At 70.9% G+C, this 14,757-nt stretch carries 10 protein-coding genes; 5 read left to right on the top strand and 5 right to left on the bottom strand.

The annotated features are described in order from the left end of the window. Window positions 1-44: 44 nt before the first annotated feature. Entirely contained in the window at window positions 45-1,241 is a 1,197-nt protein-coding gene (locus tag AC067M_RS08875) for an aspartate aminotransferase family protein (RefSeq protein WP_478696298.1), read from the bottom strand. 99 nt (window positions 1,242-1,340) lie between these two features. Continuing rightward, window positions 1,341-1,844, bottom strand: coding sequence for an SRPBCC family protein (locus AC067M_RS08880; RefSeq protein ID WP_478696299.1), 504 nt, complete (start codon window positions 1,842-1,844; stop codon window positions 1,341-1,343). A gap of 276 nt (window positions 1,845-2,120) precedes the next feature. Here AC067M_RS08880 and AC067M_RS08885 point away from each other — a divergent pair, with 276 nt between their 5' ends. Together AC067M_RS08885 and AC067M_RS08890 are read left to right on the top strand one after the other, a co-directional pair. Further along, window positions 2,121-3,512 carry a Tat pathway signal sequence domain protein gene (locus tag AC067M_RS08885; RefSeq protein ID WP_478696300.1) on the top strand — a complete coding sequence of 464 codons (1,392 nt, stop codon included), beginning with the start codon at window positions 2,121-2,123 and terminating at the stop codon, window positions 3,510-3,512. 68 nt (window positions 3,513-3,580) lie between these two features. Beyond that, complete coding sequence (locus tag AC067M_RS08890; RefSeq protein ID WP_478696301.1) at window positions 3,581-5,233, top strand: NAD-dependent malic enzyme; 1,653 nt, start codon at window positions 3,581-3,583, stop codon at window positions 5,231-5,233. 19 nt (window positions 5,234-5,252) lie between these two features. On the opposite strand, the gene AC067M_RS08895 is transcribed toward AC067M_RS08890, so the two are convergent. The 3 genes from AC067M_RS08895 to AC067M_RS08905 form a co-directional block, all read right to left on the bottom strand. Further along, complete coding sequence (locus AC067M_RS08895; RefSeq protein WP_478696302.1) at window positions 5,253-7,316, bottom strand: galactose-binding domain-containing protein; 2,064 nt, start codon at window positions 7,314-7,316, stop codon at window positions 5,253-5,255. Window positions 7,317-7,426: 110 nt separating this feature from the next. Further along, window positions 7,427-8,512: a sugar ABC transporter substrate-binding protein gene (locus tag AC067M_RS08900; protein ID WP_478696303.1), complete on the bottom strand. Its 1,086-nt coding sequence runs from the start codon at window positions 8,510-8,512 to the stop codon at window positions 7,427-7,429. Then, window positions 8,509-11,043 (bottom strand): SpoIIE family protein phosphatase, encoded by a 2,535-nt coding sequence (locus AC067M_RS08905; protein ID WP_478696304.1) that lies wholly within the window; start codon window positions 11,041-11,043, stop codon window positions 8,509-8,511. Before AC067M_RS08905 ends, AC067M_RS08900 begins: the two co-directional genes overlap by 4 nt. A gap of 550 nt (window positions 11,044-11,593) precedes the next feature. Here AC067M_RS08905 and AC067M_RS08910 point away from each other — a divergent pair. The 3 genes from AC067M_RS08910 to AC067M_RS08920 are packed head-to-tail and all read left to right on the top strand — an operon-like array spanning window position 11,594 to window position 14,709. Further along, the gene (locus AC067M_RS08910; RefSeq protein ID WP_478696305.1) at window positions 11,594-12,691 is read left to right on the top strand and encodes a sugar ABC transporter substrate-binding protein; all 1,098 of its coding nucleotides are present in this window, start codon (window positions 11,594-11,596) and stop codon (window positions 12,689-12,691) included. A 42-nt stretch (window positions 12,692-12,733) separates the two neighbouring features. Then, window positions 12,734-13,507 (top strand): ATP-binding cassette domain-containing protein, encoded by a 774-nt coding sequence (locus AC067M_RS08915; protein WP_478696306.1) that lies wholly within the window; start codon window positions 12,734-12,736, stop codon window positions 13,505-13,507. Beyond that, window positions 13,501-14,709 carry a sugar ABC transporter permease gene (locus AC067M_RS08920; protein ID WP_478696307.1) on the top strand — a complete coding sequence of 403 codons (1,209 nt, stop codon included), beginning with the start codon at window positions 13,501-13,503 and terminating at the stop codon, window positions 14,707-14,709. Before AC067M_RS08915 ends, AC067M_RS08920 begins: the two co-directional genes overlap by 7 nt. Window positions 14,710-14,757 lie beyond the last annotated feature (48 nt).

Genomic DNA, 14,757 nt, shown 5'->3' on the forward strand with positions numbered 1-14,757 from the left:
CCCTTCGCGGGCCGTCGCGGAGAGGTGCACAGAGGTCTGCGCGGTCAGGAGAAGGTCTTCGCCAGGGCCGTCAGGGAGCCGTCCACCGCTTCCAGCAGCTGGGCCTCCTCCTCCGGCGTGATGACGGCGGGAGGCGTGAGGCGGACCACGGGGTGCGCGTTGAGCGAGTGGTTGACCACCACGTGGCGGTCGACCATCTCCAGGAGCAACTCCCCTGCCTGGCTGGCGTCGGCGAGCTCGATGCCGATGAGCAGACCGGCGCCGCGCACCTCGCGGACCAGGCCCGGTGCCCGGTCTGCGGCGATGGCGCGCAGGGCGGTGAGGAGCCGCGCGCCGATCTCGGCGGACCGGCCGACCAGCCCCTCGTCGCGGATCACCTCGACGGTGGCGCGGGCCGCGGCCATCGCGATCGGCGCCCCGGAGTAGGTGGAGGTGTGCAGGTAGGGGTCGGCGTCGAAGGGCTCGAACGCCTCCCGGGTCGCGAGCGCGGCGGACACCGGTACGACACCGCCGGACAGGGCCTTGCCGACGAGCAGCACGTCGGGCCGGACCTCGGCGAGGTCGCAGCCCCACCAGGCGCCGAGCCGCCCCAGCCCGGTCATCACCTCGTCCACCACGAGGAAGGCGCCGTGCTCCCGGCACAGCGCGGCCACCTCCTTGAGGTAGCCCGGAGGCGGCAGGACGACACCGGCCTCGCTCTGGACCGGTTCCACCACGACGCAGGCGTCGCCGTCGCCGGCCCGCAGCGCCTCGGCGAGCGTGGGGACGTCACCGAAGGGGACGTGGGTGACGTCCGGCAGCAGCGGCCGGAAGGGGGTCTGGTAGAGGTCCTTCGCCGTCAGGGTCAGCGCGCCGAGGGTCTTGCCGTGGTAGCCGTTCTGCATCGAGATCAGCCGGCGCTTGCCGTGCGCCCTGGCCAGCTTGATCGCCGTCTCGGTGGCCTCCGTGCCGGACCCGGCGAAGTGCACCCGCTCGAGCCCGGCCGGTGCCACGGAGATGAGCTCCCGGGCGGCCGGACCGACCGCGGGATCGAGGAAGAGGCGGGTGGAAAGGGCTTGTTGTTCCGCCTGCCGTTGCACCGCCGCGACGATATGCGGATGGCCCGCACCCGTGAAGAAGACTCCGTATCCCCCGCAGTTGAGGAATTCCTGCCCGTCGGTGGTCACGACACGGGCTCCGGACGCGGACTGCTCTACCAGTCCGCCGAACATCGACGCCAGTTGACTGCGTCCCCTGCTCACATACTTACGGTGCAGGGTGATCGCGTCGTCATCCTCGGAAAGTGTGCCTTCTAACGAACCTGCGTTCATCTGTGAACTCCCCCGTTGAAACGCGGAATTTCATGTGCCGCTCGCCCGTGGGTCCTTTCCACGTTCCATCGCGGCCTTCAGTCGGGCCAGGGTCCTGCGCATGCCGTCCCGGTTGACCGCGGCGCGGTGGGCCGGCGGGGTGCCGGTGAAGACAAGGCCGAGAAGCTTGGCGGCCGGGGCGCTGCGTCCGGTCCGCAGGTCCTCCCAGTACTCCGTCACCAGGCTCTCCCCCTCCCGATCCTCGAATCGGTAGCCCCACAGCGCCACCGGCATGCCGAACGTCCGGACCTCGAAAGCGAATTCGCGCGCACGTTCGGCGCGGACGACCGTACAGGAGGTGAACCAGAACCACAAACGTCGACGATTGAATCCGATGAACCGGGATCCGGCCTGGAATTGTTGATTCCGAGACCAGACACCGACACATTCGGGGCTCCACTCACCCATGCGACGGACATCACTCAAAGCCAGGTAAACGGAATCGGCCGGAGCGGAAATGAGAGCGCTCTCCTCGACCTTCCCTCGCTGGTCCACCGGGTCTCCAAACATGCCGGGAGGTGCGCCACAACTCGTCTTTAAAAGTGCAAGATTTGACAGTCCTTCACTATAGCGGTGATCAATGGCGGGTCAACAGTGGAACAGGGAATTCCGCTTCAAATCGGGAAGGCCCGGGATGTACGAATGGGACAGCAAAGGCGCGCGGCGGTCGGTGACTTGTGACGTTGACCCCGGCACGACGCCACAGCACAATGAGCGCGCGCTCGTGAGAGCGCTCTCAATGTGACCTCTCCCACAACGTCGAGGAGATCCATGACCGGCAGCCAAGACCCGGTGCTCAGCCGCCGCGCGCTCATCGGGACCGGACTCGCTGCCGGCGCCGCGGCCCTCACCGCGGCCGGCGCCGGCCCGGCCGGAGCGGCGGAACGCCCGGCCACCGCCACGGCCACCGCCCCGCGCCGCGCGTACGCCTTCCTCGCCGCCGCCACGGACGCCTATCCGGACCACGGCACCGTCCGGCTGGCCCAGAGCTACACCGACCAGGCCGGCCTGTTCAGCACGGCGTTCACCTACGACAACGCCCTCGCCGTGCTGGCCCTCCTCGCCTCCCGCACCGAGGACGCCCGTACCCGGGCCACGGCACTCGGTGACGCGCTCCTCTACGCCCAGGCCCACGACCCGGCGTACGACGACGGCAGACTGCGCCAGGCCTACAACGTGGGCCCATACACCTTCTACGACGGTTCCCCGCAGCCGGACGGGTTCGTCCGGGCGGACGGCACGGCCAACGTCGGCACCCAGTTCGGCTTCACCGGCACGGCGGTGGGCGACATGGCGTGGGCGGGCATCGCGCTCAGCGCGCTCGCCCGGCGGACCGGAAAGCGGCGCTTCCTCGCCGGGGCCGTGCGGATCGGCGAGTGGACCGAACGCGTCGGCCGCACCGACGAACCCCTCGGCGGCTACAAGTTCGGTGTCAACGGGGCCAACGAGCGGCTGCCGTTCACCTCGACCGAGCACAACACCGACCTGATCGGCCTCTTCGGGCGGCTCGCCGGGCTCACCGGGGACCGGGTGTGGCGGGAACGGCGCGCGCGGGCCGCTGCCTTCGTCAAGGGCATGTGGGAGCCCTCCGGGGGCTTCTTCTACACCGGCACCAACGACGGCGTGACCATCAACAAGTCCCCGATCCCCGAGGACACCCAGACCTGGACCCAACTCGCCCTGAGATCACCTGCGTTCGCCCGCTCGCTGGACTGGGCGGCGACCCGCCTCGCCGTCCTGGACACGGCCGAACGCCGCAACAGCACGGTCCCCGCGGGCCAGTCCTACGAGGGCGTGACCTTCAGCTCCGCGAGTGTCCTGGCGAACGAGGACGCCCCGATCGCCGACGGCCGGCCCAAGCCCGACCGCGACGGCGTGTGGTTCGAGGGCACGGCCCACCTGGCACTCGCGCTGCGACACCGGCACGCGCCCGGGGACGAGGCCCGCGCCCGACGTCTGCTCGCCTCGGTCGAGCGGGCGCAGGACCTGCTGGGCGGCGGCCAGACGATCGGGGGCAGCGCCGTTCCGGAACGTTCCGGTGTCGTCTCGGCCAGCAGCCCGCTCGACACCGGGTTCGGGTTCGGCTACTACCCCTACCGGCACACCGGTGCGACCGCCTGGTACCTGCTGGCAGCGGCCCGCGCCAACCCGCTGGAAGCCTGAGGGCCGGTTTGCGTTCGGCGGCGCCGGGAAACCCGGGGCGGACGAACTGCCCGCTGGAGGGAGTGCCCATGCCCTCGCGCCGCGACGAACCTCACGGCCGCGCCCTGCTGAGCGACGCACTGCGCAACAAGGGCGTCGCCTTCACCGAGGAGGAACGGGAGAGGTACGGCCTGGTGGGCATGTTGCCACCCGGTGTGCTCTCCCTCGAACAACAGGCGCGGCGGGCCTGGGAGCAGCTGTGCTCCCAGGACGGAGATCTAGCGAAGAACGTGTACCTGGAGCAGCTCCACGACCGCAACGAGGTGCTGTACCACCGGCTCCTCGCCGACCACCTCACCGAGCTGCTGCCCATCGTGTACGACCCGACGGTGGGCGAGGCGATCAAGCGGTACAGCCACGAGTTGCGCGGTCCCCGCGGGGTGTTCCTGTCGGTGGACCGTCCGCAGGACGTGCGGTCCGCGTTCGAGGCACTGGAGTTGGGTCCGGACGACGTCGACCTGGTGGTGGCCACCGATGGCGAGCAGATCCTCGGCATCGGGGACTGGGGCGTCGGCGCCATGCGGATCTCCATCGGCAAGCTGGCCGTCTACACGGCCGCCGCCGGCATCCACCCGGGCCGTGTGATCCCGGTCGTGCTGGACGTCGGCACCGACAACCAGGCGTTACTCAACGACCCGCTGTACGTGGGCAACCGGCACAGCCGGGTGCGCGGGAAGGACTACGACGCGTTCGTCGCCGCGTACGTCGACACCGTGCGGGAGCTGTTCCCGCACGCCCTGCTGCACTGGGAGGACTTCGGCCCGGACAACGGCCGCCGCCTGCTGGAGACGTACGGCGAGAAGGCCAGCACGTTCAACGACGACATGCAGGGCACCGGCGCCATCGCCCTGGCCTGTGTGCTGAACGCGGCACGCGTCTCGGGTACGCCGATGCGCGAGCAGCGGGTGGTGGTGTTCGGCGCGGGCACGGCCGGGGTGGGCATCGCTGACCAGCTGCGGGACGCGATGGTCCGCGACGGTCTGGGGCACGACGAGGCCACGGCCCGCGTCTGGTGCGTGGACCGGCAGGGCCTGCTGCTGCGCTCCACCGAGGGACTGCGGGACTACCAGCGGGCGTACGCCCGTCCCGACGACGAGTGGGACGACCCGCCGGTGGGGCTGCAGGAGGTCGTGGACCGGGTCCACCCGACGGTGCTGGTCGGCACGTCCACCGTGCGGGACGCCTTCACGGAGGACGTCGTACGGTCCATGGCGCGGCAGGTGGAGCGGCCGGTCGTGCTGCCGCTGTCCAACCCGACCGAGAAGATGGAGGCGCATCCCGAGCAGGTCCTGCGGTGGACCGGCGGCAAGGCCCTCGTCGCGGCCGGCGTTCCGCTGCCGCCGGTGGAACTGGACGGCACGACGTACGTCATCGGCCAAGCCAACAACGCGCTGGTCTACCCGGGGCTCGGGCTCGGCGCCGTGGTGGCGCGGGCCTCCCGGGTCACCGACGGGATGCTCCAGGCCGCGGCCGAGGCGGTGGCGGATCTGGCCGATCCGTCCGGGCCCGGTGCCCCGCTGCTGCCGCAGGTGGAGAACCTGCGCGCCTCGTCCGCGACGGTGGCGACGGCGGTCGCGCGCCGCGCCGCCGCGGACGGGGTGGCGGGCGCCGACCTGGACGACGTCATCCAGCGGGTGCAGGACGCCATGTGGGAGCCGGACCACCCCGGGCTGGGCGCGTGACTCCCCACCTGACCTTGCCTCAGCTGCTGTGGACGCCGACCTCGTGCAGTGAGTAGCCCCAGTCCGTGCCGCGGTCCAGGCCCTGGACGCGGACGTAACGGGCCGGTGTGCCGGTGAACCTGGCGGTGTCCAGGCCGCCGTCGCCGGAGTCGGTGGACCAGGCGGTGCGCCAGTGCGTGCCGTCGGTGGAGAGGTCGACGCGGTACGACTTCCCGTACGCGCGTTCCCAGTCGAGGGTGACCCGTCCGACGAGGTTCGTGGAGCCCAGGTCGACCTGCCACCACTGGTCGTCGCTCCAGTCGGCGGCCCAGCGGGTGCCGGTGTCGCCGTCCACGGCCCGGTCCGGCGCGTAGCTCGTGAACGGGTTCGACTCGGACGAACTCGCCGTCGCCGAGGCGCCCCTGGCGAGGTTGACGCCGGCCTGGTGTTTCTCGGACGCGCCCCAGGTGTCGAGGTAGGACTCGGCGCCCCGGAAGAGGTCGTCGACCACGTCCTGGCCGCCGACGAGCCGGATGTCCTCGATCCAGTCCGGGACGAGGCCGTAGTGCGCGGCTCCGTCGGTGTTGAGGTCCCAGGTGCGCTGACCGGTGGTCTGCCGGTCGATGACGGATCCGCCGTCGACGCTCTTGAAGGGGTAGGTGACCTTGTGGGCGGCGTCCGCGCCGCGCGGGGCCGGCCAGCCGCCGACGCCGTTCATGTCGGTGCCGTAGCCGTAGCCCACGCCGTACTTGTCGCGCAGGGCGTCGGTGCGCTTCGCCTCCGCGCCGAACTCCTCGGAGCCGTGCATGTACTGGGCGACGAAGCCGCCGAGGCCGTAGACCCGCTCGGTCCAGTTCAGGTCCATCCAGCTGTGCGAGGACAGGACGCCGGGGTAGGACGCGGACTCGAAGATGTCGAGGACCCGGCCCGTGGCCTTGACGCTCATGTGGTCGATCTCGAGCATCATCTTGCGTTTCATCATGCCGCGCACGGCGTACTCGCCGAGGTCGGTGAGCCCGCGGGTGTTGCACTGGGCGTCCGCGGCGTACGAGGGGACGTCGACCCCCGCCGGGAGTTTCGCCTCGGCCTCGGGTGCGGCGGCCCCGCCGATGGGGTTGTCGTGCTGGGGTCCGGTGCACTTCTCGGTCTTCCAGAAGGTGCCGGTCGACAGGAACTGCCCGACGTTGATGGCGGTTCCGAGGCCGCCCTCGTCGAAGCGGACCCCGCACAGGGCGTTGTCGAACTTGTGGCACAGGAACATGCTGCGCACGCCGAGCGCGTACAGCTCGTCCAGGCCTTTGTCGATGTCGGCCTTGTTGCACTGCGCGATGTCGAGGATCTGCTTGCAGCCGAACGGCTCGGAGGTCTCCACGCCGAGGATCACGGCCAACTTGCCCTGCTCGACGACCTGTCGGGCCTGTGCGCTGTCGGTGACGATCCGGAACCAGCCCTTGCCGGTACCGCCGTACATCGTGTCGACGTAGGCCTGGAGGTCGTACGTCAGCTTCGCCTGGAGGCGGATCGACGTCATCTCGTCGCAGCTGCGGTCCTTGAAGAAGTAGACCGAGCAGATCATGCCGTTGGTGACGAGGTCGTTGACGAGGACCCGCTGGCCGCCGCGCCAGGCGCGCTCGACCCAGGCGTAGTAGTTCTGCTGGTGGGTCAGCGAGTTGTACCGGGGCCAGTCCTTGAAGGTGGGCCAGCCGTTCGGGTCGTGCTTGCCGTCACCGCCGTTGGTGATGAAGTCGAAGACTGCGAGGGAGCCGTCGGGGTAGTGCTCGGGGCAGTCCTTGAGGGCGTCGGCGATCCCTGCCTCGGAGAAGGTCTTCCCGCAGATGAGCCGCCCGCCGAAGCCCTCGTTGGCGAAGAGGTGGTCGTGCGCGTCGACGAACCCGCGTACCTCGCCGGCGGAGTTGGTGCCCTTGAACGGCTCGCCCGTGACGTTGATCTGCGAGTCCGGCGCGGGTCGCGCGGTCGGCACCCACCAGTCGGCGGCCGCCGCGGAGCTCGGAGTGGGGCCGAGGGTCATGGTCAGCACGAGAAGGAGCAGCGAGACGAGGGTGACGTCTTTGCGGCTGCGGTACGGGCGTCGAGCGTCGGTCACTACCCACGTCCCTTGGGGTTGTCATGAGCGGCACAAGGTGTGGGACGAGGATCACCGTTGTTGCATGCCGCGTCAATACTTCGCGGTAACTTCCCGTCGGCGCCGGCCCCTTACGCGACCAGCCCGGCCTTCTCGCAGTCCGCGCGGAGCCCCGGGGCGCAGATCTGGTTCACGGTGTACACGCCGTCCTTGACGAGGGTCTGCTCGATGTTGTCGACCGTCACCGTGCGCGGGGTGAGCAGGACGGCGGGGACGCGCCGGGTGGTGGGGGTGTCGAACGTCGTCGTGGCGATGTCACGGAGGTCCTTGCCGCGGCCCAGCGCCACGGCCATGGCGGCGGCCGCGTCCGCTTCCGCCTCGAACGGCTTGTACACCGTCATGTACTGCTCGCCCTTGACGATGCGCCGTACGGCCGCGAGGTCGGCGTCCTGTCCGGTGACGGGGGGAAGGCTCCGGACGCGGGCGCTCTTGAGGGCGGAGATGACACCGGCGGCGATGTCGTCGTTGGCCGCCAGGACGCCGTCGATCCGGTTGGGGCCCAGCGCGGCTATGGCAGCGGACATGTTGGTGTGGGCGTTCTCCGTGCTCCAGCCCAGGGTTTCGTACGACCTGCTGATATTCACCTCGTCGGTGAGGACGGAGAGCGCGCCCCTGCGGAACCAGGCCGCGTTGGCGCTGATCGGGTCGCCGTTCATCATGACGACGTCCTCGCCTCTCCCCCTCTCCGCCAAGGCCTTCAGGAGCGCCTCGCCCTGGAGCCGGCCGACCTGTGCGCCGTCGAAGGTGACGTAGCCCGAGATCGGGCCCTCGCCGAGCCGGTCGTAGGCGACGACCGGGACGCCCTCCTTGCGGGCCTCCTGGATCGAGGAGCGCAGCGCCTTGGTGTCGGCGGGGCCGAGGATCAGGACTCTGGCCCCCTTGGTGATCATGGAGACCATCTGCTGCCGCTGCCGCGTCGCGTCGCCGTCGGCGTTGGCGTACTCCACGGTGCAGTCGGGGCAGACCTCCTTGACCCGCTTCTCGATCAGCGGCTTGTCCGACCGCTCCCAGCGGGGAGTCGACCGGTTCGGGAGCAGCAGGCCGACGGTGAAGCCGCCCGAGCCCTTGCCTGCGTCGTCTCCGCCGCAGCCCGCCAGGGACACCGTCAGCAGCCCCGCGACGAACGTCGCGAGCCCCTGCCACACACGGGACCTCATGACGGATACCAGCCTTTCCTCCGGGGCCCGGCCTCCGCCGGAGCCGGCTCGCTGCGCGGTACGACGATCTCGCTCCACACCTGTTTGCCACCCGCCACCGGCACCGTGCCGAAGGACTCCGCCATCGCCTCGACCAGGAGCAGGCCGCGGCCGCCGGTGGACTCCCAGTCCACGATCACCGGTTTGGCGGGCGCCCGCGGCGAGGAGTCGCTCACGCTGACCCGTACCCGGTCCCCGCGCAGCACCAGATCGACGCGGACCGGTCCCTGCGTGTGCACCAGGGCGTTGGTGACCAGTTCGGACACGACCAGCAGCACCGCGTCGGACGCCTCCTCGACGTTCCACCGACGCAGGGTGCGCGCGGTGAAGCGGCGGGCGTGCATGACGGCGTCGGGCAGCCGCCACACCGCCCAGCCGGCTCGTATCGGCCGGCTCTCCATACCGTCGTAGCGCAGCAGCAACAGGGCCACGTCGTCCTCACGACGGCCGATCTCGCCGAGCAGTTCGTCGGCCATCCGCCCCGGATCCGCCGGATCGACCGCGGTGAGCGCGGCCCGCAGGCGGTCCATGCCCTCGTCCAGCGGCAGGTCGGCGGCCTCGACCAGGCCGTCGGTGACCAGGGCGAGCACCGTGCCGGGGGTCAGGGCGACGGCGGTCATGGGGAACTCCGCATCCGCGAGGATGCCCAGCGGCGGCCCGCCCTCGACCTGCACCTCCTCGGTGGCGCCGTCCGGATGGCGTACCAGCGGTGCGAGGTGTCCGGCCCGGACGAACAGGGTGTTGCCCTCCTCCATGTCCAGTTCGACGTAGCAGCAGGTGGCGAACAGGTCCGTCTCCATGCCGACGAGGAGGCGGTTGGCATGGGAGACGACGACGTCGGGCGGGTGGCCCTCCACCGCGTACGCCCTGACCGCCGTGCGCATCTGCCCCATGATCGTCGCGGCTCCGGCGCTGTGTCCCTGCACGTCGCCGATGACCAGCGCGACCCGGTCCTCGGACAGCGCGATGACGTCGTACCAGTCGCCGCCCACCTGCAGTCCCCGCCGGGCGGGCAGATAGCGGGCCACGGCACTCCCGCCGGGCAGCACGGGAAGGCGGCGGGGCAGCAGACTGCGCTGGAGCATCGTGGCGAGTTCCTGCTCGGCGTCGTGCGCGTGCGCCCGCTGGAGGGCCTCCCCGACCAGGGCCGCGGTGGCGGTCAGCAGGGACCGCTCCTCGGGGACGAACTCGTGCGGCTGGTCCCAGCCGACCAGGCACACACCGGCGACCCTGCCCTTGGCAGGAAGCGGCAGGACGGCCAGGCCTCCGCTGCCGATGCCGGCGAGGCCGGACTCGAGGACCGTACCGGCCGGCCACAGGTCCATCCGTCCGTCCCGCAGCGCCATCCGCAGGGTGGGCAGGCCGGTGATCGGGGCGTCGGGCCACTCCGAACGCCACTCGGAACGCCAGATCTCCGGCCAGGCCTCCGGCTGCGGCGGGTCGAGCACGGTGACCATGAGCCGGTCGTCCAGCAACTCGGCCAGCGCCACGCGGTCGGCGCCCAGTGGCTCGCGCAGCGCGGTGACCACGACCCGGCTGACGTCACGTACGGTGGCGGCGTCGTCGAGCGCGGCGGTCAGCCACTGGATCCTGGACACGTCGTCGGCGCTACGGCGCAGCACGGAGGTCGCCGTCACCACGCCCAGTACCTTTTCCGGCCGGTCGTCGGTGCCCGCCGCGACCCGGCAGCTCAGGCTCAGCCAGCGCATCTCGCCGGTGGGGCGGCGGACCCGGAACTCCAGCTCCCGCCTGCCGAACGCCTGGGGGGACGGCTCCAGGACCGACATCAGGGCGTGCATGTCCTCCGGGAGGGCGTGCGCGAGCAGGGTGTCGGCCTTGCCGTCGAAGTCCTGCGGCGTGATGCCGACCAGGTCGAGCAGGGTCTCGTCCGCCTCGATGAGGCCGGTGTCGGGCACCAGGACGAAGGACCCGACGCGCAGGCCGCGCAGGGCCGGACTCAGCAACGGCGGCTCCGGGGAGCGGCCGTTCACGGGGCGGAGCAGGTGGGCGAGAGCGTCGGCGTACCGCTCCAGGAACCCACGTTGCTCGGCCTCGAAGCCGCCCGCGAAGGACCCCACGACGACCAGGCAGCCCAGCCGTACGCCCTCCCAACCGAGGGGCAGCGCGCCGAACGAAACGTCCCCCCGGGCCGGTGCCGGGCCGCCCTCGGAGTAGGAGGCGAGTGCGGCGGGATTCAGCCACACGGGCCGGTCGGCGCGGAAGGCGTGCGCGGCGGGTGAGTCACCGGACAGCGGCAGCTTCTGCGGCAGCCCGTATTCGGCGGTGGCGCATCCGGTGGTCTCCGCCAGCAGGAGCTCGGCGCCCGCGGCATCGGGCACATAGAGGGCCGCCAGCGCGACTCCGGCGAAGGTCAGGGCCCGGTCACTCACGGCGGCCTCTGGCGCCGAGAGCGGTGAACCGGTGTCCACGACTTCGGCCTCGGACACTCGCGACTGCGAGACTCCGGCCCGGGCAGGGCCGTCATGAGGCATGTCCGCAACCTACCTCCCGTCCATGCCGCCAGGTGCCGACAGGGTGAGATCGGGGCACCCACACACAAGAATCGCATAAACGGTCCAACGGTACAGAACTATGCATTTGCCTGCGACGGGCTGCCGCCGGGCGGGGGCACGAGCCGGCCGGACTGCTCCACTCGCCCACGTGCGAGGGGGTGTCGCCGGGGCCGGTCGGTGGGCCGTGCCGCTGCGCTCGCAGATCATCGCGGCCGGTGTCAGACTGACGACGTGGTCGACGCGTGGCTCGGTGAGGAGGCCGGAAGGCGCCATGCTCGATGCGGGAGCCGACTGTACCGGGGTGGTCGGGCGAAGGCCCCACCCCGCCGGGGCGGGTGACGCCGCGTCTCGACCGCCCGAGCCGCAGCCGCGCCTACGTGCGCGAGCGCGGCCCCGGGCCGTCACCGCGAGCGCCCTCGCACCGCATCGCACACGCGCCCGTCCGACCCGCCTTCGCAGCCCCCGTTCCGCGATGCGCGCGCGCCGTTCCACCCCCGCACCGCGCCGGCGGACAAGGGAGGTCCCGCACATGAAGGCCTGCATACGGGACGCGGCGCTCGCCCTGGCCGCGGTCTCGACGGCGGTCGCTCTGGCGGCCTGCGGGGCGGGCAGCGGGAACGACTCCGTCGGGGGGGACCCACCGACGATCGGTCTGCTGCTACCGGACGCCACCACGGCCCGCTGGGAGACGCAGGACAGGCCCCTGCTGGAGAAGGAGATCGAGAAACGGTGCGCCGACTGCGCGGTCGAGCACGCCAACGCCAAGAACGATGTGGCCATCCAGCAGGAACAGATGGACTCGATGATCACCAAGGGCGTCGACGCCATCGTGCTCGTCGCCGTGGACGCCCGCTCGCTCGGCCCCGCCGTCAGGAAGGCGGACCAGGCGGGCATCCCCGTCATCGCCTACGACCGCCTCGCCCAGGGCCCGATCGCGGGCTTCGTCTCGTTCGACGGCGAGGAGGTCGGCAGGCTCCAGGGCGGGGCGCTGCTGAAGGCCATGGGTGACGACGCGGACAGCGGGGGCGACCGGCAGATCGTCATGATGAACGGTGATCCCAGCGATCCCAACGCGGTGTCGTTCAAGAAGGGCGCGCTGTCCGTGCTCCAGGGGAAGGTGAAGATCGGGAAGGCCTTCGACACGCTTCAGTGGAGGACGGAGAATGCGAACACGAACATGTCCGGCGCCATCTCCGCCCTCGGCGTCGGCAACATCCACGGCGTCTACGCCGCCAACGACGGCCTCGCCGCCGGGAGCATCTCTGCCCTCAGGGCGAACAAGGTCAGCCCGCTGCCTCCGGTCACCGGACAGGACGCCGAACTGGGAGCGCTGCAGCGCATGCTCGCCGGCGACCAGTACATGACCGTCTACAAGCCCTTCGCCCCCGAGGCGGCCGGCGGCGCCGCCCTGGCCGTGGCCGCGGCCCGTGATGAAAACCTCGACCGTGTCGCGGACGACAAGGTGACGGCCGACGACGGGAAACTGGTACCGGCCGTCATGCTCGCCCCGGTGTCCGTGACCGTCGACAACATCAAGGACACCGTGGTGAAGGACGGCGTGTACACGGTCCAGCAGGTCTGCATCCCCCAGCTCGAGGCCGCCTGCGCCAAGGCCGGACTGACCTGACAGGCGGTCCCGGCGCTCCGGGGCCCGGAAGGAGATGGTTCCGTGCCGAGTCCCCCCTTGCTGGCGCTGCGCGGCGTGTGCAAACGCTTCGGCGTCGTCGACGTCCTCACGGACATAGAGCTGGAGATCCACGCCGGCCAGGTCGTCGCACTGCTGGGCGACAACGGGGCCGGCAAGTCCACCCTGGTCAAGGTGATCTCCGGAGTCACACCCGCGGACAAGGGCATGATCGAGTGGGAGGGCCGGCCGGTCCACATCCGGCGTCCTCACGACGCCCGCGTCCTCGGCATCGCCACCGTCTACCAGGACCTCGCGCTGTGCGGGAACCTCGACGTCGTCGGCAACCTGTTCCTCGGTCGGGAGATCCGCCGGTACGGGCTCCTCGACGAGGTGGAGATGGAGCGCCGCTCCCTGGACCTGCTCAAAAGGCTGACCAGGGGCGTCCCCGACCTGCGCGCCCCCGTCGTCTCCCTCTCCGGCGGTCAGAGACAGACGGTCGCCATCGCCCGTTCGCTCCTCGGCGAGCCGCGCGTCCTCCTTCTGGACGAACCGACCGCGTCCCTGGGCATCGAGCAGACCGGCGAGGTCCTCGACCTCGTCGACCGGCTGCGCGAGCGCGGCCTGGGGGTACTGCTCATCAGCCACAACATGGGCGACGTCAAGGCCCTCGCGGACCGGGCCGCCGTACTGCGGCTCGGCCGCAACAACGGCTTCTTCGACGTGAACACCGCGTCCCAGGAACAGATCATCTCCTCCATCACCGGCGCCACCGAGAACGTGCCCCGCCGGATGGTCCCCCGGGAGGCGGGTTGGTGAAAGGGAAGCGCTTCGCCCGGACCGTGGAGGGCTGGGTCGCCGTCTTGCGGCGCAAGCTGAACGCCGGTGAGCTGGGTTCCCTGCCCGTCGTCCTCGTCCTCGCCGCGATCTGGATCGTCTTCCAGTCCCTCAACGCGAACTTCCTCTCACCCCGCAACCTGTCCAATCTCAGCGTGGACATCGTGGGCACGGGGCTCATCGCCGTGGGCATCGTCTTCGTGCTGCTGCTCGGCGAGCTCGACCTGTCGGTCGGCTCGATCAGCGGACTCGCGGCGGCCGTCTTCGCGGTGCTGAACGTGAACAACGGCGTACCGGAGTGGCTGGCCGTCGTCGTGGCGGTGCTCGCGGGAACCGTCGCGGGTACCGTCCAGGGCTACTCCTTCGCCAGAACCCGGGTGCCGGCGTTCGTCGTCACCCTCGCGGGGCTGCTCACCTGGAACGGCCTCATGCTCTCCATCCTCGGCACCAGCGGCACCGTCAACCTCGACGAGAACGGCCTGGTCGCCGAGCTGACCAGCCACTACTTCACCAACGACGCCGCCGCGTACAGCGTGGCGACGGTCGGCGCGGGCCTGGTGTTCCTCGTGTCGTACCAGGACCGGCGGCGCCGCCAGGCCGTCGGCATGCCGCACCGCACGCTGCGGAGCATCCTGGTGCGCACGGTGATCCTCGCGGTGATCGCGTTCGCCGCCGCGTACGTGCTCAACAGTTTCCAGGGGCTGCCGCTCGCCCTGCTGATCTTCCTCGTGCTGGTGGCCGGCCTCGACGTCCTCCTGCGCCGCACACACTACGGACGGCAGGTCTACGCCCTCGGCGGTGGCGTGGAGGCGGCACGACGGGCCAGCCTCAGCGTGACGCGGGTGCAGACGGCGGTGCTCGCGGTCTCGGGCACCATGGCCGCGGTCGGCGGCCTGTTCCTGGCGTCCCGCATCACCTCGGTGAGCCAGAGTTCGGGGTCGGGCGTGCTGCTGCTCAACGCCATCGCGGCGGCCGTGATCGGTGGCACCAGTCTGTTCGGGGGGCGCGGCACGACCTGGTCGGCGGTGCTCGGCATGCTGGTCATCCAGTCGATCGCGTCGGGCATGGCGATCACGGACACCCCCGCCGCCGTCCAGTTCATGATCACGGGAGGCGTGCTCTTCGCCGCGGTGATGATCGACTCGCTGTCGCGTCGCTCGCACGAGGCACACGGGCGGGCTTGAGAACGTCGGCCCCCGTGGCGACCAGCGCGCCCGGGGCCCCGACGGACC

The sequence above is a fragment of the Streptomyces sp. NPDC043427 genome (genome assembly GCF_056436655.1).